General features: G+C 72.4%; 18 protein-coding genes. 13 read left to right on the top strand and 5 right to left on the bottom strand.

Annotated features, from left to right (window positions below):
* The first annotated feature begins 137 nt into the window (after positions 1-137).
* Positions 138-1,691 carry an MFS transporter gene (locus tag OG403_RS01690; RefSeq protein ID WP_329560781.1) on the top strand — a complete coding sequence of 518 codons (1,554 nt, stop codon included), beginning with the start codon at positions 138-140 and terminating at the stop codon, positions 1,689-1,691.
* Positions 1,692-1,750: 59 nt separating this feature from the next.
* On the opposite strand, the gene OG403_RS01685 is transcribed toward OG403_RS01690, so the two are convergent.
* Together OG403_RS01685 and OG403_RS01680 are read right to left on the bottom strand one after the other, a co-directional pair.
* Positions 1,751-2,062, bottom strand: coding sequence for a WhiB family transcriptional regulator (locus OG403_RS01685; RefSeq protein ID WP_329560779.1), 312 nt, complete (start codon positions 2,060-2,062; stop codon positions 1,751-1,753).
* 263 nt (positions 2,063-2,325) lie between these two features.
* A complete protein-coding gene (locus OG403_RS01680) occupies positions 2,326-3,333 on the bottom strand; it encodes an Lrp/AsnC family transcriptional regulator (RefSeq protein WP_329560777.1) in 1,008 nt (335 codons plus the stop codon).
* A 210-nt stretch (positions 3,334-3,543) separates the two neighbouring features.
* Here OG403_RS01680 and OG403_RS01675 point away from each other — a divergent pair, with 210 nt between their 5' ends.
* The 3 genes from OG403_RS01675 to OG403_RS01665 all read left to right on the top strand — a co-directional run bounded on the left by OG403_RS01675 (position 3,544) and on the right by OG403_RS01665 (position 6,832).
* On the top strand, positions 3,544-4,983 hold the full coding sequence (locus OG403_RS01675; protein ID WP_329560774.1) for a UbiD family decarboxylase: 1,440 nt from the start codon (positions 3,544-3,546) through the stop codon (positions 4,981-4,983).
* A gap of 73 nt (positions 4,984-5,056) precedes the next feature.
* Positions 5,057-5,698: a UbiX family flavin prenyltransferase gene (locus OG403_RS01670; protein ID WP_329560773.1), complete on the top strand. Its 642-nt coding sequence runs from the start codon at positions 5,057-5,059 to the stop codon at positions 5,696-5,698.
* Between the two features lie 174 nt (positions 5,699-5,872).
* Entirely contained in the window at positions 5,873-6,832 is a 960-nt protein-coding gene (locus OG403_RS01665; protein ID WP_329560772.1) for an alpha/beta hydrolase family protein, read from the top strand.
* Positions 6,833-6,851: 19 nt separating this feature from the next.
* On the opposite strand, the gene OG403_RS01660 is transcribed toward OG403_RS01665, so the two are convergent.
* Entirely contained in the window at positions 6,852-7,484 is a 633-nt protein-coding gene (locus OG403_RS01660) for a GNAT family N-acetyltransferase (RefSeq protein WP_329572051.1), read from the bottom strand.
* A 188-nt stretch (positions 7,485-7,672) separates the two neighbouring features.
* Here OG403_RS01660 and OG403_RS01655 point away from each other — a divergent pair, with 188 nt between their 5' ends.
* The 7 genes from OG403_RS01655 (at position 7,673) to OG403_RS01625 (ending at position 15,997) form a co-directional block, all read left to right on the top strand.
* A complete protein-coding gene (locus OG403_RS01655) occupies positions 7,673-8,551 on the top strand; it encodes an SCO6745 family protein (protein ID WP_329572049.1) in 879 nt (292 codons plus the stop codon).
* Between the two features lie 138 nt (positions 8,552-8,689).
* Positions 8,690-9,712, top strand: a complete 1,023-nt coding sequence (locus tag OG403_RS01650) for a mechanosensitive ion channel family protein (protein WP_329560770.1) — start codon at positions 8,690-8,692, stop codon at positions 9,710-9,712.
* A gap of 35 nt (positions 9,713-9,747) precedes the next feature.
* Entirely contained in the window at positions 9,748-10,200 is a 453-nt protein-coding gene (locus tag OG403_RS01645; protein ID WP_329560769.1) for a GNAT family N-acetyltransferase, read from the top strand.
* 221 nt (positions 10,201-10,421) lie between these two features.
* The gene (locus tag OG403_RS01640) at positions 10,422-11,612 is read left to right on the top strand and encodes a glycosyltransferase (RefSeq protein ID WP_329560768.1); all 1,191 of its coding nucleotides are present in this window, start codon (positions 10,422-10,424) and stop codon (positions 11,610-11,612) included.
* A 168-nt stretch (positions 11,613-11,780) separates the two neighbouring features.
* Positions 11,781-13,385, top strand: a complete 1,605-nt coding sequence (locus OG403_RS01635) for an ArnT family glycosyltransferase (protein ID WP_442910847.1) — start codon at positions 11,781-11,783, stop codon at positions 13,383-13,385.
* A 104-nt stretch (positions 13,386-13,489) separates the two neighbouring features.
* The gene (locus tag OG403_RS01630) at positions 13,490-15,499 is read left to right on the top strand and encodes a galactose oxidase early set domain-containing protein (protein ID WP_329572045.1); all 2,010 of its coding nucleotides are present in this window, start codon (positions 13,490-13,492) and stop codon (positions 15,497-15,499) included.
* A gap of 36 nt (positions 15,500-15,535) precedes the next feature.
* Positions 15,536-15,997 (top strand): hypothetical protein, encoded by a 462-nt coding sequence (locus OG403_RS01625; RefSeq protein WP_329560767.1) that lies wholly within the window; start codon positions 15,536-15,538, stop codon positions 15,995-15,997.
* Between the two features lie 76 nt (positions 15,998-16,073).
* Here the strand turns inward: OG403_RS01625 and OG403_RS01620 are convergent, their stop codons facing one another.
* A complete protein-coding gene (locus OG403_RS01620; protein ID WP_329560765.1) occupies positions 16,074-16,649 on the bottom strand; it encodes a TetR/AcrR family transcriptional regulator in 576 nt (191 codons plus the stop codon).
* A gap of 192 nt (positions 16,650-16,841) precedes the next feature.
* Here OG403_RS01620 and OG403_RS01615 point away from each other — a divergent pair, with 192 nt between their 5' ends.
* Positions 16,842-17,603 (top strand): SDR family NAD(P)-dependent oxidoreductase, encoded by a 762-nt coding sequence (locus OG403_RS01615; protein WP_329560764.1) that lies wholly within the window; start codon positions 16,842-16,844, stop codon positions 17,601-17,603.
* Positions 17,604-17,636: 33 nt separating this feature from the next.
* Here the strand turns inward: OG403_RS01615 and OG403_RS01610 are convergent, their stop codons facing one another.
* On the bottom strand, positions 17,637-18,434 hold the full coding sequence (locus tag OG403_RS01610; RefSeq protein WP_329560763.1) for a class I SAM-dependent methyltransferase: 798 nt from the start codon (positions 18,432-18,434) through the stop codon (positions 17,637-17,639).
* 169 nt (positions 18,435-18,603) lie between these two features.
* Here OG403_RS01610 and OG403_RS01605 point away from each other — a divergent pair, with 169 nt between their 5' ends.
* Complete coding sequence (locus tag OG403_RS01605) at positions 18,604-19,197, top strand: choice-of-anchor C family protein (RefSeq protein ID WP_329560761.1); 594 nt, start codon at positions 18,604-18,606, stop codon at positions 19,195-19,197.
* Positions 19,198-19,268: the final 71 nt, after the last annotated feature.

Raw genomic sequence — 19,268 nt, 5'->3', positions numbered from 1 at the left:
CGCTCGGTCCGACCGCCGAACGCGGGCAGCGGCGCACCGGCAGCCGCGATGACCAGGCAGGGAGTGCGTTCGAGCATGCGGGGCAGACGCCGGGCACCGAGCGGAGCCGCTCGGTGACGGACGTTCGGGAGGTCGTCATGACCGAGCACACCCCACCCGCCGAGCACACTCCACCGGCCCACCGATCCGCCGCCGACGCGCGACCGGCGCGGCGGCGGGCGGAACCGGGGGCGGACGGCCTGATCCGGACCGACGTGCCGGCCCGGCTGGACCGACTGCCCTGGTCGCGCTGGCACTGGCGGATCGTGATCGGGCTCGGCACCGTGTGGATCCTCGACGGTCTGGAGGTGACCGTCGTCGGCAACATCGCCGGGCGACTGGCCCAGTCGGGCAGCGGTATCAGCATCAGCACCACCCAGGTCACCACCGTCGCGGCGGCCCTGTACGTGGCCGGGGCGTGCTGCGGCGCGCTCTTCTTCGGCTGGCTGACCGACCGGCTCGGCCGCAAGAAGCTGTTCATGGTCACGCTGGTCGTCTACCTGGCCGCCACCGCGGTGACCGTGCTGTCCTGGACGGCCTGGTTCTTCTTCGTCTGCCGGTTCTTCACGGGCTTCGGCATCGGCGGCGAGTACGCGGCGATCAACTCGGCGATCGACGAACTGATCCCGGCCCGGGTCCGGGGCCGGATCGACCTGGTCATCAACGGCAGCTTCTGGATCGGCGCGGCCATCGGCGCGTTCGCCTCCATCGCGCTGCTGAACACGGCGCTGTTCGCGACCGACGTGGGCTGGCGGCTGGCGTTCGCCATCGGCGTCGTCCTCGGCCTGGTGATCCTGCTGGTCCGCCGCCACGTGCCGGAGAGCCCCCGCTGGCTCTTCACCCACGGTGATCCCGAGGAGGCCGAACGGGTGGTCGCCGAGGCTGAGCGGACGGTGTCCCGGCAGAGCGGGCAGCCGCTGCCCGAGCCGTCGGGCAGCATCCTGATCCGGCCCCGCGGGCCGGTCGGCTTCGTCACGCTGGCCCGCACCGTGACCCGCGACTATCCGCGGCGGACCATGCTCGGCCTGGCGCTCTTCATCGGGCAGGCGTTCCTCTACAACTCGGTGACCTTCGGGTATGCGGTGATCCTGTCGACCTTCTTCCACGTCCCCGACGGGAGCACCGGGTACTACTTCGCGGTGATCGCGGTCGGGAACTTCCTCGGACCGCTGCTGCTGGGCCACCTCTTCGACTCGGTGGGCCGCAAACCGATGATCGCCGGCAGCTACATCGGCTCGGGGCTGCTGCTGTTCGGCACCGCGTTCCTGTTCGATCAGGGCCTGCTCAGCGCGGTGACCATGACGGTGTGCTGGACGGCCGTGCTCTTCCTGGCCTCCGCGGGCGCCAGCGCGGCCTACCTGACGGTCAGCGAGATCTTCCCGCTGGAGACCCGGGCGCTGTGCATCGCGCTCTTCTACGCGGTCGGCACGGCGATCGGCGGGATCAGCGGACCGCTGCTCTTCAACGGTCTGGTGAGCAGCGGCAGCACCGGGGACACCACGCTCGCCTTCTGCATCGGCGCGGCGCTGATGACGCTGGCCGGCTGCGTGGAGGCGGCGATCGGCGTGCGGGCCGAGCGCCGCAGCCTGGAGTCGCTGGCCCCGCCGCTGAGCGCCGTCCCCGAGGGCGACGCGGCGCTCGGCCGAGGCTGACCCCGGCCCCGGGCCCCGGCGGGCGGGACACCGGCACCGAGGGCGGGGGACAGGCGCGGTCAGGCCGCGATCCGCGAGCGGGCCGCCAGGCCCCGCCGCCGTACGCGCAGGGCGGCGGCCCGCTCCTCCTCGCTCAGGCCGCCCCAGACGCCGTAGGGCTCCCGGGTCCGCAGCGCGTGGTCCAGGCAGGCCACGCGGACGGGGCAGCGCGCGCAGACCGCCTTGGCGGCCGCGTCGCGGTCGTCATGGGCGGGGTTGCGCTCGCCGGGCGGGTGGAAGAACAGGCCGCTGTCCGCCTCCCGGCAGGCAGCGTGCGACTGCCAGTCCCAGTACTGCTCGAAGGCCCCGGGCAGCCGTGCCACGTTCGTCATGGAGAGCTCCTTCGGTCGGCGCCGCTCGCCCGGCACCTCCCGGGGCGGTGCGGCTGAGCGGCCGTTCGGACGCTGGAAGTCGGGCGGGCGCCGCCGGGCGACCGGACGGCGGACGCGCCCCGGGCCGGGGTGAGGTCACCGGGCCCGGGGCGGTTGCCCGAGGCCGCTTCCGGGAACCGGCCGCCGCACGAGGGGGGAGACGTGCGGGGCCGGTTGACGGCCTCGGTGGTCGTCTCACCGCGAACGGGCGACGCAAACGCGGCTCATCCCGCCGGGTTCGGTCCAGCGGGGAGCTGACGCGGCCGGTTCGGGCGGCGGGTGACGGCGCCCACCCGCTTGAGGGTGCGGACGATCGGGACGGTCTCGATCGCGTCCACCCCCGGCAGGGCGCCCAGGCGGTCGGTGAGGTAGCTGTAGAGGTACTCGTCGTCGGGGCACAGGACGGCGGCGCGCAGGTTGGTGCGCCCCGTGGTGGCGGCGGCGTAGGCGACTTCGGGGTGCCCGGCCAGGGCGGCGCCGGCGGCGGCGAGCTGTGAGGGCCGCACCGACATCCACAGCGCGGTGGCGGCCGGGTCACCGAGCAGGCGTTCGTCGACGTCCAGGGCGAAGAAGAGCGCGCCGGCCGCGCGCAGGTGCGCGATCCGGCGGCGCACCGTCGACTCGTGGCAGCGGGCCTCGGCGGCCAGCGCGGCATGCGTCGCACGGCCGTCGCGGGTCAGCGCGGCGAGCAGGACGTGGTCGAGACCGGTGAGCTCCACCGGGGCCGACCGGGCGTCGGGCGGCGGGAATCCGGGGGCGAGCGCGTCCCGCTGCTCCTGGTCCAGCGCGGAGGTGAGGGTGCCCCAGGTGGTCGGGCCGCCCTTGAAGAGCCTCAGCAGCCGGTGCGCGGTGATCGAGGTGACTCCCGGGAGGCTGCCGAGCAGCCGCACCGGCGCGTCCTGGGCCTGGTCGCGGTGCACCGTGAGATGGCAGATGATCTCGGTGGCGCCGGAGGCGAGTTGGACCCAGCGCGTGTCCTCCCGCTCGGCCAGCGTGCGGGCCAGGCCGAGCGAGGCGCCGGGGAGGCACTGCAGCCGCAGCGCCCACACGCTCTGCCCGACCGGCCGGGGATTGAGCCGGCCGATGACGCGCAGTCCGGCCGTCTCGCAGAGTCTGGTGTAGCGGCGGGCGACCAGTTGCTCGGAGACGCCGAGTACCGAGGCGATCCGGCGCAGCGGCGCGCGCCCGTCGATCTGCAGGGCGTGAACGAGTTGGAGATCGAGGGATTCCACGCGTCCCGACCCTATCCCGCGCGGTATCCGGCGGGCGCGCGCGCACTCGTTGCGCCCGTCCGGGCAGCTCCGGATCCTCGGTGTTGCAGCCGGCGCGGCCACCCGCCGCGCCGGCCTGCGATCCCCGGCGGCCGGCCCCTCGGTGCGGCCGCCACCGTCCAGGAAGGAGGAGGGGAGGCGCGGGCAGAACGCCCGCCTCCCCGACGGCAGATGAGCGCATTCCGTGATCTCCGGCACTACATCGACCAGCTGACCGAGACCCTCGGGAAGGACGAGATCCGCCGGATCGACGGCGCCGACCGGGATCTGGACATCGGAGGCATCACCGAACTGATGGCGGAGCGGGAAGGTCCCGCCCTGCTGTTCGACAACATCCCCGGATTCCCGGCGGGGTACCGGGTGTTCACCAACTTCATGGGAACGGCCGCCCGGACCGCGGTGGCCCTCGGGCTGCCGCCCGACACGCCCAAGCTCGACATCGTGCGGGCCTGGAAGGACCTGAGCCGGCGGATCGAGCCGATCCCGCCGGTGCGGGTCGCCACCGGCCCGATCCTGGAGAACGTCCTGGTCGGTGCCGACGTGGACCTCGGGATCTTTCCCGCGCCGCGCTGGCACGAGGGTGACGGCGGCCGCTACATCGGCACCGCCTGCATGGTCATCACCCGTGACCCCGACAGCGGTTGGGTCAACGTCGGCACCTACCGGGCCTGCGTCCAGGGCCGGGACCGGCTGTCGCTGTGGATGCTCGGCAACCGGCACGCCAAGGCGATCGCCGAGAAGTACTGGGCGCGCGGCCGCAACTGCCCGATCGCGGTGGTGGTGGGCCAGGACCCGATCCTGTCGACCGCCGCGGCGATCGCCGCACCGTCCGGGGTGTCGGAGTACGACCTGGCCGGCGGACTGCGCGGGCAGGGCGTCGAGGTCCTGTACGCACCGGGCAGCGAGCTGCCGGTCCCGGCGTACGCGGAGATCGTGATCGAGGGCGAGCTGCCGCCGCTGGCGGAGGAGTCCGCCATGGAGGGCCCCTTCGGGGAGTGGACCGGCTACTACACGCACTCGGGACCGGAGACCGTGGTGCGGGTCGACCGGATCCTGCACCGCGACGACCCGATCATCCTGGGTGCCCCGCCGATGCTCCCGACCGTGCCGGCCGGCGACCAGGCCGTCCCGCTCTACTCGGCCTCGGTGACCTGGGACCACCTGGAGGCCGCCGGCGTGCAGCACGTCAAGGGCGTGTGGGCCTACGCCCGCCAGCTCCTGATGGTCGTCTCCATCGCGCAGACCGGCGCCGGGGACGCCATGCACGCGCTGCTGGCGGCGGCCGGGCGCAAGCGCACCGGCGGGATGGAGCGGTACTTCGTCGTGGTGGACGAGGACATCGACATCACCGACATCAACCACGTGCTGTGGGCGGTGTTCACCCGGGTCGACCCGTCCGAGTCGATCCAGGTCCTGCGCGCGCCCACCACCGCCATCGATCCGCGGCTGTCGCCCGACAAGCGCGCCGCCGGCGACCTGTCGATGGGCATCGTGCTGATCGACGCGTGCAAGCCGTTCGCGTGGAAGGACCGGTACCCGGCAGCAAACCGCTTCGACGAGGCGACCCGCGAGGAGCTGCGCGGGCGCTGGGCGGCTGTCCTGTCGCGCTGACCACCGGTGGCGAGAGGGCGGCGCGCCCTCTCGCCACCCGTCCTTCCTCGCCGCACCGCACCAGGAGCACACCGTGACAGCCGCATTCCCCACTCCCACCCGCCTGATCGTCGCGGTCACCGGCGCCACCGGGGCCCCGATCGCCCTGCGCCTGCTGCAGGTCCTGCGGGAGGTGCCGCAGGTCCAGACCCATCTCGTGCTGAGCACCTGGGCCCGCTCCACGATCGAGACGGAGACGCCCTACAGCACCCGCCAGTTCGCCGAACTCGCCGACATCACCCACAAGTTCGGCGACCTGGGCGCCACCATCTCGTCCGGCTCCTATCCGGTCGCGGGCATGGCCGTGGTCCCGTGCAGCATGAAGACGCTGGCGGCCGTACGGCACGGCATGGCCGACAACCTGATCGCCCGCGCGGCCGACGTGACGCTCAAGGAGTGGCGCCCGCTGGTCCTGGTGCCCCGGGAGACACCGCTCAGCGAGATCCACCTGGAGAACATGCTCGCCCTCTCCCGGATGGGCGTGCGCATCGTCCCCCCGATGCCGGCCTTCTACGACATCCCGAACGGCATCGGCGACCTGGTGGACCACATCGTCATGCGGATCCTGGACCAGTTCGACCTGCCCGTCGGCACGGCGGACATCGCGCGGCGGTGGCAGGGCCTGGCCGCCACCCGCGGCCGCCGTGCTGATGGCGCCGCCGCCCGCCGTAGCTGAGCCGATGGCGCCGCCCGCTGCTCCGATGGTCGTTGACAAAGCGGAACAGTGCTCCGTATCGTAAATGGAACAACGCTCCGCTTTCGCCGCGCCCCGGGCGGCCGCTCCCGGCCGCCCGCCCGCCGCCGACCGCACCAGGTCGGCGGCAGCGGCCATCGAAGGGAAGTACGCGTCATGAGTGAATCGCCCTACCCGGCCGACGCCTTCGGCTCACCCGCTCCCGTCCTGTCGGTCAGTCCGGTCGTGCTGCCGGCGCCCGGCCGGGCCGTGGACCTGCACCTGCGGGTCTCCGTGCCCGTGACCGGGAGCGAGCTGCCGGTCATCCTCCTCTCGCACGGCCAGGGCTACTCCAACCACCTCTCCTCGCTGGACGGTTACGCCCCGCTCGCCAACTTCTGGGCGGCACACGGCTTTGCCGTGCTCCAGCCGACCCATCTGAGCTCCACGACCCTGAGCCTGGCTCCGGACACCCCCGGGGCGCCGATGTACTGGCGATCGCGGGCCGAGGACATGACCCGCATCCTCGATGGGCTCGACGTGATCGAGGCCGCCGTCCCGCAGCTGCGCGGGCGGCTGGATCGGGACAGGGTCGCGGTGGCCGGGCACTCGATGGGCGGGCACACCGCGAGCCTGCTGCTGGGCGCCCGGCTCACCGATCCCGAGGACGGTACGCGGGTGGACCTGGCCGAGCCCCGGATCAAGGCGGGGGTGCTGCTCGCCGCGCCCGGCCGGGGCGGCGACGCCCTCAACGAGTCCGTGGCCCAGGGTCTTCCGTTCCTCCTGACCACGGACTTCACCGGGATGGCGACACCCGCGCTGGTGGTCGCCGGCGACCAGGACACCTCCGCCCACCTGACGGTCCGGGGCGCGGACTGGCACGCCGATCCGTACCTGCTCGCCCCGGGCCCCAAGTCGCTGCTCACCCTGTTCGGCGCGGGGCACGGGCTCGGCGGAGTATCCGGATACGACGTCGCCGAGACCACGGACGAGAACCCCGAGCGCGTCGCGCTGCTCCAGCGGCTCACCTGGGCCTACCTGCGCAGCGAGCTCTACCCCGGGGACGCCGCCTGGCAGGCGGCGTGTGACGCGCTGGCGGCCGGACCCGACCCGAGCGGACGGATCGAGTCCAAGTAGGCCGGGCTCAAGTCGTCGCCTACGGGCGGTAGATGCAGTCCGCCAGCGCGCTGTACCGCTTCCAACCCAGGGTCTCGTACAGCGCGCGGCCCTCGTCGGTCGCGCCCAGGACGCCGAGCGTGGCGCCCTCGGCCACGGCGCGGTCGGCGAGCGTGCGCATCACGAAACTCCCCAGTCCGCGGCGGCGGTGCGCCTGCTCGGTGACCACCCGGTCGATGACCACGGCCTCACCGAGCAGGGCCAACTGCCCTCTGGCCGCGGGCGCGCCGACCGCGTCGCACAGTTCGACGTACAGGACGCGGTCCTCGATCCGCGCCGACGCGGTGTAGCCCTCGGGTGTCGCCGGGTGGGTGGCCAGCAGGTCGGTGGCCATCAGATGGCCCGACTCCTCCTGGTCGGCCACCCAGCCGCGGGGCAGCCAGGGCGCCACCTCCCGCGGCTCCATCGGCAGCGTGATCCAGGTGTTCGGCACCGTCACCGAGCCGGCGGCGGCACGCACCGCCAACTCCTCGGCCTCGGGCAGCACATGGCGGCCGAGCTGGGCCGGGCGGCCGATGTCGAGATAGAGGCCCCAGGGCAGCTCGACGGGCCGAGGAGTGCGCCGCGAAACGGCCCAGCCGGTCACCCAGGTCCTGACCAGTTGTGAAATCACCAAGTCCCCCCACAGTAAGAGGCAATCTCCGGAGCCACAGCTTACGCAATGGCGGGCGGGTGCGACAGCGGCTCCGGGAACTCTTCGACGGCCAGGTCCCGTTACCCCTCCTGGAGACCATCGGCACCGAGCGGGCGCCGGCCCCGGGGAAGCTGGTCGCACCCGCTTCGATCGCGTACGGTGCCGCCATGACGCTACTCACCGGTAGGCACTGCTACAACGCGCTCAACCCGCTGCACTCGATGATCTACTTCGCGCCGGAGGCCGAGGCGGAGTTCCACTCCCTCGGCCTCTCCCGAGGGTCCATGAGCTACTTCGCGGGCCGCTCGGCGGCCATGGGGCGGGTGGGCGCGGGCACGGTGGCCGCCACCTTCTACAACTTCAGCCCCGCCCTGATCGCCCGCTACCTGCCGCGCGCGTGGGACCTCGCGACCCCGGACGCGGTGCTCGCCGCGCGGCTGCGCGCGGTCGAGGCCGCCCAGCAGCGCACACTCGGAGCGGAGACCATGGCCGGCGCCGAGGTCCGCGAGGCGGCCGAGCTGGCGCTGCGGGCCGCCGAGGCGTGCACCGCGGCGGGCCGCCCGCTCTACGCGGCGCACGCCGAGCTGCCGGTGCCGACCGAGCCGCATCTCGCGCTCTGGCACGCCATCACCCTGCTGCGCGAGCACCGCGGCGACGGTCACCTCGCCGCCCTGCTCGACGCCGAACTCGACGGCCTCGAAGCACTGGTGACGCACACCGCCACCGGCAGGGGATTCCTCCCGGCGATGGCCAGGTCCACCCGCGGCTGGAGCGACGAGGAGTGGAGCGCCGCCGAGGACCGGCTGCGCGGACGCGGCCTGCTGGACGCCGACGGCGCCCTGACCGACGCGGGCCGGCAGGTGCGCCAGGAGATCGAGGACCGCACCGACCGGCTGGCCGAGGCCCCCTACCGCCACCTCGGCGAAGCGGCACTCGCCCGCCTCGGTGAGATCGCCGCGCGGCTGAGCGCCGTCTCCGCGGCGAACGGCGCGTTCCCCGAGGGAGTCTTCGCGTTCAGCACCACGGGAGCGCGAGCCGCCCGCTGACCGCGAGCCGCCCACGCGCGGCTGGGCTCATCGGCAGGCATGCTCCCCGCCTCGACGGGCAGACGAGCCCAGGCACGTTCGCGAGTCGGCCGGCGGCGGCCGACCCGCGAACGCGCCCGGAGGTTAGGAGATCTCGCCGTGACTGCCTGGAGCCTGCTGCGGATCGCCGCGGTAGCGGTCTGCGCGATGCTGGTGGCGTTCGTCATCAACCGGACCGCGGAGGTGCTCGCCCGCCGCCTGGCCGCAAGACGCCCCGAGAGCGCGCCGCTGTCCCTGCTGCACCGCTGCCGCAGGCCGTTCATCCTCACCGTCGGTTCCAGCCTGATGCTCGCGGGCGAGGGCTGGGCGGCGTTCCCCCCGGTGCCGGAGGGGATGATCCGCCACGCGCTCGTCCTGCTCTGCCTGGCGGCGTGCGCCTGGCTGGCGGCCCGGCTGGTCGCGTTCCTGATCGACACCAGCGTGCGGTTCTCGGTGCGCCGCCGGGACGCGAGCCAGCTGCGGCGGGCGCGCACCCAGGCGGGCATGCTGCGCCGGGTCAGCCAGGCGGCGATCGCCGTGATCACGCTGGGCGCCATGCTGATGACGTTTCCCGCCGTGCGAACCCTGGGCACGAGCCTGCTGGCCTCGGCCGGCCTGATCGGTGTGATCGCGGGGGTGGCCGCGCAGAGCACGCTGGGCAACGTGTTCGCCGGGATCCAGATGGCCTTCGGCGACATGGTGCGGATCGGCGACACCGTCGTGGTCGCCGGCGAATGGGGCACCGTCGAGGAGATCACCCTCACCTATGTGGTCGTGGCGACCTGGGACCAGCGGCGGATCGTCATGCCGGTCTCGTACTTCGCGGGCCGGCCGTTCGAGAACTGGAGCCGCAACGACAGCCGGATCACCGGCACGGCCCTGCTGCACCTCGACCACAGCACGCCGGTGGACGCGCTGCGCGCCGAGTTCGACAAGCTGCTGGCCGACACCGACCTCTGGGACGGTGAGGGCAGCGCCCTCCAGGTCGTGGACACCACGCCGTCCACGATCGTGGTCCGCGCGCTGATGACCGCCCGCGATGCCGGCGACGCCTTCGCGCTGCGCTGCCTGGTCAGGGAGAAGCTGATCACCTACCTGCGCGAGGAGCACCCCCACGCCCTGCCCCGCCTGCGGATGACGTGAGAGCGGGAGGAACCCGGCACAGTAGCCTGGCGATCATGGTGGACTGGGAGATACGGCAGGCTTCGGCGGCGGACGTCGAGGCGGTGGCCGAGTTGCGGGCCGTGGTGCTGCGGCCGGATCTGGAGCGGCTCGGACGGTATGACGAGCAGCGGGTGCGCCGGCGACTGCGGGACGGGTTCGTGCCGGCGCACACCTGGGTGATCGAGGTGGCCGGCCGGTTCGCCGGCTGCGTGTCGCTGCGGCCGGCCGGGGACGCCCACTGGCTGGAGCACTTCTACCTGGCCCCGCACCTTCAGGGCAGCGGCATCGGCGGGGCCGTGCTGCGCCTGCTGCTGGAGCGGTGCGACCGGGACGGCACCTGGGTCCGGCTGAACGTGCTGCAGGGCAGTGCGGCCCGGCGGTTGTACGAGCGGCACGGGTTCACGCTCGAGACCGAGGACTCGGTGGACGTGTTCATGGTGCGTGAGCCGGCCTCGGCCGCCCGGTGACAGAGCGTCAACTCCGTTGGTGCGGAGGCGATCCTCCGCACCAACGGGCCGTGCGCAAGTAACCGGACAATATTCGTGGAAACCGCCACCAAGCCTTGGTCAAAGGTATCTAATCTCGGTGGAGAGCAGAACCGGTCCGGGGTGGGCATCGGTGGCTGGCGGCTGGGGGGAAGGTGCTGAGTTCCTTATTCATGATCGTGGTTTCCGGGACCCTGTTCTGGATGGCGGCGCTCACCCTCTGGTGGATGCTGCACGCCTGGCGAACGCCGGAGACCCTGGCCGGTACGAGTTTCGGGGCCGCGGACGGTCTCTGCGGCCTGGGGTTCTCGCTGCTGGTGCCCGCCCGGCACGAGCAGCAGGTGCTGGAGCACACGGTCAAACGGCTGCTGGAATCCAGCCACACCGACTACGAGATCCTCGTCATCGTCGGCCATGACGACCCGCTGACCGCCGCGGTGGCGGCCCGGATGGCCGAGTACGCGCCCGGGCGGGTGCGGGTGATCACCGACACCCACGAGGTCAAGAACAAGCCGAAGGCCCTGAACACCGCGCTGCCGCACTGCCGGGGCGAGGTGGTGGGCGTCTTCGACGCCGAGGACCAGGTCCATCCCGAACTGCTCGGCCACGTCGACCACGCCTTCCGGGCCAGCGGCGCCGCCGTGGTGCAGGGCGGCGTCCAGCTGATCAACTTCCACTCCAGCTGGTACAGCCTGCGCAACTGCCTGGAGTACTTCTTCTGGTTCCGCAGCCGGCTGCACCTGCACGCCAGCCAGGGCTTCATCCCGCTCGGCGGCAACACCGTCTTCGTCCGCACCGAGGTGCTGCGCGCGGCGGGCGGCTGGGACCAGAACTGCCTGGCCGAGGACTGCGACCTGGGCGTCCGGCTGTCCAGCCGGGGCGCCAAGGTGGTGGTCGCCTACGACTCCTCGATGGTGACCCGGGAGGAGACCCCCGACACCCTCCTCGGCCTGCTCAAGCAGCGCACCCGCTGGAACCAGGGCTTCCTGCAGGTCTACCGCAAGAAGGAGTGGCAGCGGCTGCCCTCGCTGCGCCAGCGGCTGCTGGCCCGCTGGACCCTCACCACGCCCTTCCTGCAAGCGTTCTCGGGTGTGGTGATCCCGATCGACCTGCTGCTCGCGCTCACCGTCAAGCTGCCGGTCTCGGTGGCGCTCTTCTCCTTCGTCCCGGCCGTCCCCGCGCTGGCCACCTTCGCCTTCGAGGCCGTCGCCCTGCACGACTTCGGCCTGCAGTACGGACTGCGGGTGCGCCCCTGGCACTACGTCAAGCTGATCGCCGGCGGACCGCTCTACCAGGTGGTACTGGCGGGCGCGGCGCTGCGCGCGGTCTGGCGCGAGCACCGCGGGGACCACGGCTGGGAGCTGACCAGACACGTCGGCGCGCATCTGGGCTGACGCCCGCGGAGAAATCCGCCGCGGCCGGCCCCCGGGGAATTCCACGGTGCGGGTACGGCGGATCGTCCGCGCGCCGATTCGTCCGGGGCCGAACGATGCCGCAGATGCCGTGCCCGGCTTTTCGAACTCCCTTTCGCCCGCCGGCCATCCCTTGAGAAGGAAGAACCCTTGACCGCGCTTCTGGGCACGGCCTCCCGCGCGCCGATCACCCCACCGGAGATCCGGCCGCCCCTCCTGAAGCGCCCGCTGCGCTCCCTGCGCCGGCTCGGCCCGGACGGGTGGCTCGCCCTCGCCGTCACGGCCGCCGTCCTCGCGGTGCAGGCCTGGAACATCACCGGGTTCCCCACCGTCAGCGACGACGAGGGGACCTACCTCGCCCAGGCCTGGGCCGTCCAGCACCACCACGGACTGGCGCCCTACACCTACTGGTACGACCACCCGCCGCTCGGCTGGATGCAGTTGGCCGTGCTCTCCTGGCTGCCCGGCCTCCTCGCCTCCCCGGCGCACGTCTTCACCGCCGAACTGCGCGTCGCGATGCTCCCGGTCACCGCGGCCAGCGCCCTGCTGCTGCACCTGCTGGCCCGCCGGCTCGGCCTGCCCCGCTGGTCCGCCGCGCTCGCCGTGCTGCTGTTCGGACTGAGCCCGCTCGCGGTCGGCCTGCAGCGCGAACTGTTCCTGGACAACTTCGCGGTGCTCTGGATACTCGCGGCCTTCGTGCTGGCCGCCTCCCCGCGCAAGCACCTGTGGCACCACGTCGCGGCGGGCCTGTGCGCCGGGGTCGCGGTGCTCTCCAAGGAGACCGTCGCGGTGCTGCTGCCCGCGGTGGTGCTGCTGCTGTGGCAGCACTGCGACCGGACCACCCGGAAGTTCTCGCTGGTCGGGTTCGGCACCGCGCTGGCCCTGGTGGGCCTCGGCTATCCGCTGTACGCCGCCATCAAGGGCGAGCTGATCCCGGGCCCGGGCCATGTCTCGCTGCTCGGCGGGCTGCTCTTCCAACTCCAACGGGCGGGCTCCGGCTCGGTGCTGACGCCCGGCTCGGGCTCCCGCCAGGTGCTGGACTCCTGGCTCTACTACGACCGGGTGCTGATCGTCGGCGGCCTGGCCGTCACCCCGCCGCTGCTCTGCTCGCGCCGCCTGCGCGCCCCCGCGCTGGCCGTGCTGCTGCTGGCCGCCGTGCTGCTGCGGCCAGGCGCCGGCTACCTGCCGGCGATGTACGTGATCCAGGCGCTGCCCTTCCTGGCGCTCGCCCTGGCTGGGGCCGCCCAGCACGGCGTGCGCCTGGCGCTGCACGGCCTGCCGAGGGTCGGGCTGCGCCCGGTGCGCTGGGCCGTCGTCGCGCTGGCCGCCGTGCTCGCGGCCGGCTGGACGGTGCCGCGCTGGTACGCGGGGGACCGCACCGCGCTCACCGCCCGCGCCAACGCACCGTACGACGCCGCCGCCCGGTGGATCCGCGCCAACGTCCCCGATCCGGCGCACACCCGGATCACCGTGGACGACGCGCTCTGGCTGGACCTGGTGCGCGACGGCTTCGCACCGGGCACCGGGGTGATCTGGTTCTACAAGGTCGACCTCGACCCGGCCGTCGCCCGCACGCTGCCGCAGGGCTGGCGCAGCCTCGACTACATCGTCTCGACCCCCGCGCTGCGCCAGGACCCGAACGACCTGCCCACCGTCCGCGCGGCGCTCGCCCACTCCACCGTCCTGGCCTCCTTCGGCGACTCGGCGGCGGACCGGATCGAGGTCCGCCGGATCGCCAAGGACGCCCAACCGTAGGGAAGTCACCCACCCCCGACCCCTGGAGGAGCCCGCCTGTGACACGCACCCCCCGACCCCGAGCCGTGCCGATCTACGCCGCGGTGCTCGCGCTGCTGGCGCTGATGGTCGGCGCGCAACCGGCCTGGGCCGGCGCCAACCTGCTGGTCAACCCCGGACTCGAGGCGCTGGACGCCAACGGGTTCCCGGTCTGCTGGGAGCAGTCCGGCTGGGGCAACGGCACCGTGAACTACTCCGTCACCTCCGACTCGCACAGCGGCGCCAACGCCATGCGGATCACCGTCGCCGGCGTCACCACCGGCGACCGCAAGGCGATGATGGTGGAGAACCCGTCCTGCGCGCCCTCGGTGACCCCGGACCACCAGTACGACCTGGGCCTCTGGTACACCACCACGACGCCCAACACCGTGGTCACCGCCTTCCGGCACGACATCGCCGGCGGCTGGCAGTACTGGACCGACCTGGAGACCCTGCCGGTCACCGCGACCTACACCCACACCAGCGTGCGCACCCCGGTCATCCCGCCGCACACCGACCAGATCAGCTGGGGCGTCACGGTCTACGGCAACGGCACGCTGACCACCGACGACTACACCATGGCGGACGCCACCGTCCCGGCCACCGGCACCGCCTGCACGGCCGGCAACGCCTGCACCGCCGGCTCCTGGCAGGTGCTGCCGTTCCTGAACCCGGTGCGCAGCATGCACGCCATCGTGCTGCACAACGGCAAGGTGCTGCTGATGGCCGGCTCCGGCAACGACCCGATGGCCTTCGCCGCCGGCACCTTCAGCTCGGCCGTCTACGACCCGTCCAACGGCACCTTCAGCCAGATCCCGACGCCCGCCGACATGTTCTGCTCCGGCCATGTGCAACTCCCGGACGGCCGGGTGCTGATCGTGGGCGGCACCAAGTCCTACCCCGCCGCCGACGCCAGCCACGGCTACGAGGGGCTCGACACCGGGTACGTCTTCGACCCGGCGACCCAGACCTACACCCGCACCAACGACATGAACGACGGGCACTGGTACCCCTCGGCCACCGAGATGGGCGACGGCGACATCATCAGCTTCGGCGGCCTGCGCGGGGACTCCAGCGGCAGCGTCACCACCGAGCTGTACTCCGCCGCCGCGCAGAGCTGGCAGCCGACCTGGAAGGTGCACCAGAGCTGGAACTTCTGGGGCCTGTACCCCTCGATGGTGCTGATGCAGGACGGGCGGCTCTTCTACACCGGCAGCCACGTCTTCGGCAACGGCACCCCCGGCACGGGCGCCTCGATCTACGACTACGACGCCAACACCATCACCGACGTCCCCGGGCTGCAGAGCAAGGACACCCGCGACCAGTCGATGAGCGTCATGCTGCCGCCCGCCCAGGACCAGCGGGTGCTCACCGTGGGCGGCGGCAACATCGTCACCAACGTGGACGCCGGCCGGCAGACCGACCTGATCGACCTCAAGGCCGCCAGCCCCGCCTACACGCCGGGTCCGCTGCTGCCGCAGGGAAAGCTGGCCGACGGCAGCACCGAGTCCGCCACCCAGGGCAAGATGTACGTCTCCACCGTGCTGCTCCCCAACGGCCGGGTCTTCGAGACCAACGGCGGCCTGCACAACCGGGCCGACCCGGTCTTCGAGGCCTCGATGTTCGACCCGGCCACCAACACCTTCACGCCCGGGATGGCCACCGACCCGATCCCGCGCACCTACCACTCCGCTTCCTTCCTGCTGCCCGACGGCCGGGTGATGACGGTGGGCGACAACCCGGGCAACGGCAGCTTCGACATGCACGTCTCGCTCTACACCCCGCCCTACCTCTACCAGGGCGCACGCCCGCAGATCACCAGCGTCGCCAACACCATGTGGTCCTACGGCTCCAGCCAGCACATCACGGTGGACGCGCCGATCGTGCGCGCCGAGCTGATCCGCCCGGCCGCCGTCACGCACTCCTCCGACCCCAACCAGCGCTTCGTCGACCTGCCGCTGAGCGTCAACGGGGACGGCAGCGTCAACCTCAACGTGACCAGCAACCCGAACCTCGCGCCGCCCGGCTACTACATGCTCTTCACGGTCAACGCGAACGGCGTGCCCTCGGTGGCGCAGTGGATCCACCTGATGTGACGGATCGTCACATCCCCTTTCCCCAAGGAGAACCGTGTGAGTACGAGGACCCCGCGCCGCCGGGGCGCCGGCCGGCTGACCGTCGCGGTGGCACTGGGCACCGTCGCCGCCGGCCTGGCCCTGGCCCTGACGCTGCCCACCACCAGTGCCCAGTCCCGGCCGGTGCCGCCGGTCGCGGTGCAGCGGCAGCGGCCCGCCCCGCACGTGATGGACTTCGCCCAGGGCCTGAACGCCCCGGTGAAGCAGGCGGCGCCGCAGACCGCCAGTACACCCGTCCCGGCCACCGCTGACGGCTGCGACCACGCCTACGGCGACATCAACGTCTGCGTCCCGTGGACCTTCCCGCCCGCGGCGGGCACCGCCCCGGGCGCCGGCTGCCGCTGGCTGCTCGCGCACGGCTACCCGCCGCTGGCCGTGCACGGCCGCGACCGGCTGGGACTGGACACCAACCACGACGGCACCGCCTGCGACCACGGGGACACCGGGGCCGGCGGCTGAGTCGGCGGCGGTCCTGACGGACGGGGGTGCCCCGGGTGCGGTCGACCCGGAGCACCCCTCGCTGCTGCGCCGCCGGTCAGCGCCGGTCGGTGCGCAGGCCGTCCAGGGTGAGGTCGAGGAGGCGTTCGGCCTGCTCTCGCTGTTCCGGCTTTCCCGAGGTGAGGGCGATGCCGGTGAGGGCGGCGAACATGTCGGTGGCGCCGATGTCGGAGCGGATGGTGCCGGCTTCGACGCCGGCGGCCAGCAGCGAGGTCAGGGCGGCCATCATCATCTCGTGGCTCTGGGCATAGGGGTTGACGCCGGATTCGACGAGGGCGCGCAGGGCGTCGGCCATGCCGAGCTTGGCGGTCGCGTAGTCGAGGAAGCGGCCCGTCCAGGCGCGCAGGGCCGCCCGCGGGGCCAGCGCGGCCAGCAGGTCGGGGGCGGCGTCGCAGAGCCGGATCAGCTCGTTGCGGTAGGCGGCCTCGATGAGGACCTCCCGGGTGGGGAAGTTGCGGTAGAGCGTGCCGGAGCCGACGCCGGCCTCCTTGGCGATGCGCTCCAGGTGCGCTTCCAGTCCCTCTTCGGCGAAGACGCGCACCGCGGCCGAGAGGATCTTGTCCCGGTTGCGCTGCGCGTCGGCCCGTAGCGGGCGCCCTGTCTCGGTGGCCATCCGCGGTCTCCTGTCGTCCCGGCTTGCTAACCGGCGACGCCTCCACTTACAGTTCACGGAACTGGAGGCGCCTCCACTTCCACTCTAGGGCACCCGCACGCATCCGCCGCACACGAGCGCGTGCGTGCCTCCGTCCCACATTCCCGCCGCGAACGCGGCACCTGGCAATGCGCTCACCCACAGGAGAAGAAGATGAGTCTCTCGCTCGAAGGAAAGATCGCCGTCATCACGGGCGGCGCGTCCGGGGTCGGCCTGGGCATCGCCCAGGAGTTCGTCGCCAACGGCGCCCGCGTGGTCATCACCGACCTGCACCGGGAGGCGCTCGATGAGGCGGTCGCGGCGATCGGGCCCAACTGCTCGGGGATCGTGGCCGACGTCACCAGGCTCGCGGACATGGAGGCCGCCTACCGACAGGTGAAGGAACGCCACGGGCGACTCGACGCGGTCGTGGCCAACGCGGGGATCGGCGCGCACGCCCCGCTCGGCGCGATCACCGAGGAGCAGTTCGACCGGACCTTCAACGTCAACGCCAAGGGCGTCCTGTTCACCGTTCAGCCCGCGCTCGCGCTGCTGCCGCCGGGCGGCACCGTCGTCATCATCGGCTCCACGGCATCCATCCAGCCGCCGCGCGGGATGAGCCTGTACGGCGGCTCGAAGGCCGCGGTGCGCAACTTCATCCGGGCCTGGATCCAGGACACCAAGGGATCGGGCATCCGAATGAACATCCTCAGCCCCGGCGCGGTCGACACCGACTCGCTGCGCAGCGCGCTGGCGATGGCCCAGGGAGCCGACCACGTCGACGCCGCCGTCCGGACCATGGGTGAGGGCAACCCGAGCGGACGGATCGCCGACCCGCGCGAGATGGGCAAGGCCGCGGTCTTCCTCTCCAGCGACGCCTCCAGCTTCATCACCGGCGTCGAACTCTTCGCGGACGGCGGCATGGCACAGGTGTGAGCCGCCTCGTCCGGGCGACCGGTTGCCAGGCCGTCACGCGGTGGTGCGGGCGGCGGTGTAGAGGACCGTCAGGCGCGGGTCGTCGACCTGGCCGCCCAGCTCGTCGATGATCGAGGCGAGCCGGGTCAGGAACTGCTCGCGGGCGGGTGGGGCGAGTTCGGCGATGTTCGGGAACGTCGACCACAGGTCGCGGGCGCTCTGCGCGGTCAGGGTCTGGTGCCAGCTGATGACCTCGACGGCGACGTCGCCGAACCGGCCGCCGGCGGTCAACTGCCGCCGCCACCGGTCGGTGTCCAGGACGTGTGATCGGCTGTCCCGGTAGCCGGGTTCGGCGGGCAGCAGGTCGCGGTACACGTCATCGAGCCGGTCGCGGAACGGGGTCGGCCGGCGGGTGTCGCCGAATTCGGTCCACCACGCGGCCAGCCACCCGCCCGGCCGGACCAGTTCGCCGATCTTCCCCGTCGAGGTGACCGGGTCGAGCCAGTGCAGCGCCGTCGCCGCCACCGCCAGGTCGAATCCGCCCGTGAGGTCGGCGGTCTCGAAGTCGGCGATGGTGACCTCGAGGCGGTCGCACGCGTGGGTGGCGGTGAGGATCGCGGCCAGTTGCTCGCCCGGTTCGACCGCGACCACCTGGGCGCCGGCGGCCAGCAGCGGCCCGGTCGCCAGGCCGGTGCCGGCCCCGATGTCGAGGACCCGCGCACCCGGCCGCAGCCCGCAGCGGTCGGCCAGCAGGTCGAACACCGCCGCCGGGTACGGTGGCCGGCCTCGCTGGTAGGTGCTCGCGGCGGCGTTGAACGACATCCTGCGGTCCGCGGCCATCGGTCTGTCCATCGGGTCAGTCTTCCATCGTGGCCACCACGTCGCACCACGTCTGGCCTGGGTGGCTTGAGATGTGATTATCCGTCTTTCGGTTGGAGTCTTTTTCTCCCCCGCTGATCTGCCTATCTTATTCGTGGACACACAACTTCGGTGTGGCCCAAGTCATTCGGGAGGGAAATCCATGTTCGCCAAGCGTGTCTCTGCCATCGCCGCCACCGCTGTCCTGCTCGCCGCCCTCGGGGCCACGGCCTCGGCGCAGACCGTCAGCCGCTTCGACGACGGCAGCTTCGAGTACCAGAGGGCGACCGCCGGCAGCTTCGACGAACTGTCGTCAGGGCAGACCATCGGACCGTGGCAGGTCACGGCGGGAACCGTCGACCTGATCGGCGCGGGCTTCTGGCAGGCGGCGGAAGGCGACCAGTCCGTCGACCTCAACGGCGCCGGCCCCGGCGCGGTGGCCCAGACCTTCACCACCGTCCCCGGCGCCGACTACACCGTCACCTACGCCCTGGCCGGCAACCCCGGAGCCGCCCCGGCCCTCAAGACCGGCAGCGCCCTCATCGACGGGCAGGACTTCCAGGACTTCTCCTTCAACACCACCGGCAAGACGTCCACGAACATGGGTTACGTCAACCGGCAGTTCACCTTCCAGGCCACCAACTCCACCACCACCATCGCCTTCACCAGCACAACACCGAACAGCCCGGCCGGACCGGTCCTCGACGATGTCCGGATCGACCGCTGCGCGCCGTGCCCGACCTGCGGAAACGGCTGACCGGCCGGGCACCCGGACCGCGCCGCCCAGCTGCCCTACCTATGCGTGACAGATGCCGCCGCCCGTCCGCT

This window comes from Kitasatospora sp. NBC_01266 (assembly GCF_036242395.1).
Taxonomy (GTDB): Bacteria; Actinomycetota; Actinomycetes; order Streptomycetales; family Streptomycetaceae; genus Kitasatospora.
This window is presented reverse-complemented; position numbering and strand designations above follow the sequence as displayed.

What these genes read in the sequence shown, in the direction of transcription:
- OG403_RS01690 (WP_329560781.1), top strand. Translation starts at nt 138, where the DNA reads ATGACCGAGCACACCCCACCCGCCGAGCACACTCCACCGGCCCACCGA.
- OG403_RS01685 (WP_329560779.1), bottom strand. Translation starts at nt 2,062, where the DNA reads ATGACGAACGTGGCACGGCTGCCCGGGGCCTTCGAGCAGTACTGGGAC.
- OG403_RS01675 (WP_329560774.1), top strand. Translation starts at nt 3,544, where the DNA reads ATGAGCGCATTCCGTGATCTCCGGCACTACATCGACCAGCTGACCGAG.
- OG403_RS01665 (WP_329560772.1), top strand. Translation starts at nt 5,873, where the DNA reads ATGAGTGAATCGCCCTACCCGGCCGACGCCTTCGGCTCACCCGCTCCC.
- OG403_RS01655 (WP_329572049.1), top strand. Translation starts at nt 7,673, where the DNA reads ATGACGCTACTCACCGGTAGGCACTGCTACAACGCGCTCAACCCGCTG.
- OG403_RS01645 (WP_329560769.1), top strand. Translation starts at nt 9,748, where the DNA reads ATGGTGGACTGGGAGATACGGCAGGCTTCGGCGGCGGACGTCGAGGCG.
- OG403_RS01640 (WP_329560768.1), top strand. Translation starts at nt 10,422, where the DNA reads ATGGCGGCGCTCACCCTCTGGTGGATGCTGCACGCCTGGCGAACGCCG.
- OG403_RS01630 (WP_329572045.1), top strand. Translation starts at nt 13,490, where the DNA reads ATGGTCGGCGCGCAACCGGCCTGGGCCGGCGCCAACCTGCTGGTCAAC.
- OG403_RS01620 (WP_329560765.1), bottom strand. Translation starts at nt 16,649, where the DNA reads ATGGCCACCGAGACAGGGCGCCCGCTACGGGCCGACGCGCAGCGCAAC.
- OG403_RS01615 (WP_329560764.1), top strand. Translation starts at nt 16,842, where the DNA reads ATGAGTCTCTCGCTCGAAGGAAAGATCGCCGTCATCACGGGCGGCGCG.
- OG403_RS01610 (WP_329560763.1), bottom strand. Translation starts at nt 18,434, where the DNA reads ATGGACAGACCGATGGCCGCGGACCGCAGGATGTCGTTCAACGCCGCC.
- OG403_RS01605 (WP_329560761.1), top strand. Translation starts at nt 18,604, where the DNA reads ATGTTCGCCAAGCGTGTCTCTGCCATCGCCGCCACCGCTGTCCTGCTC.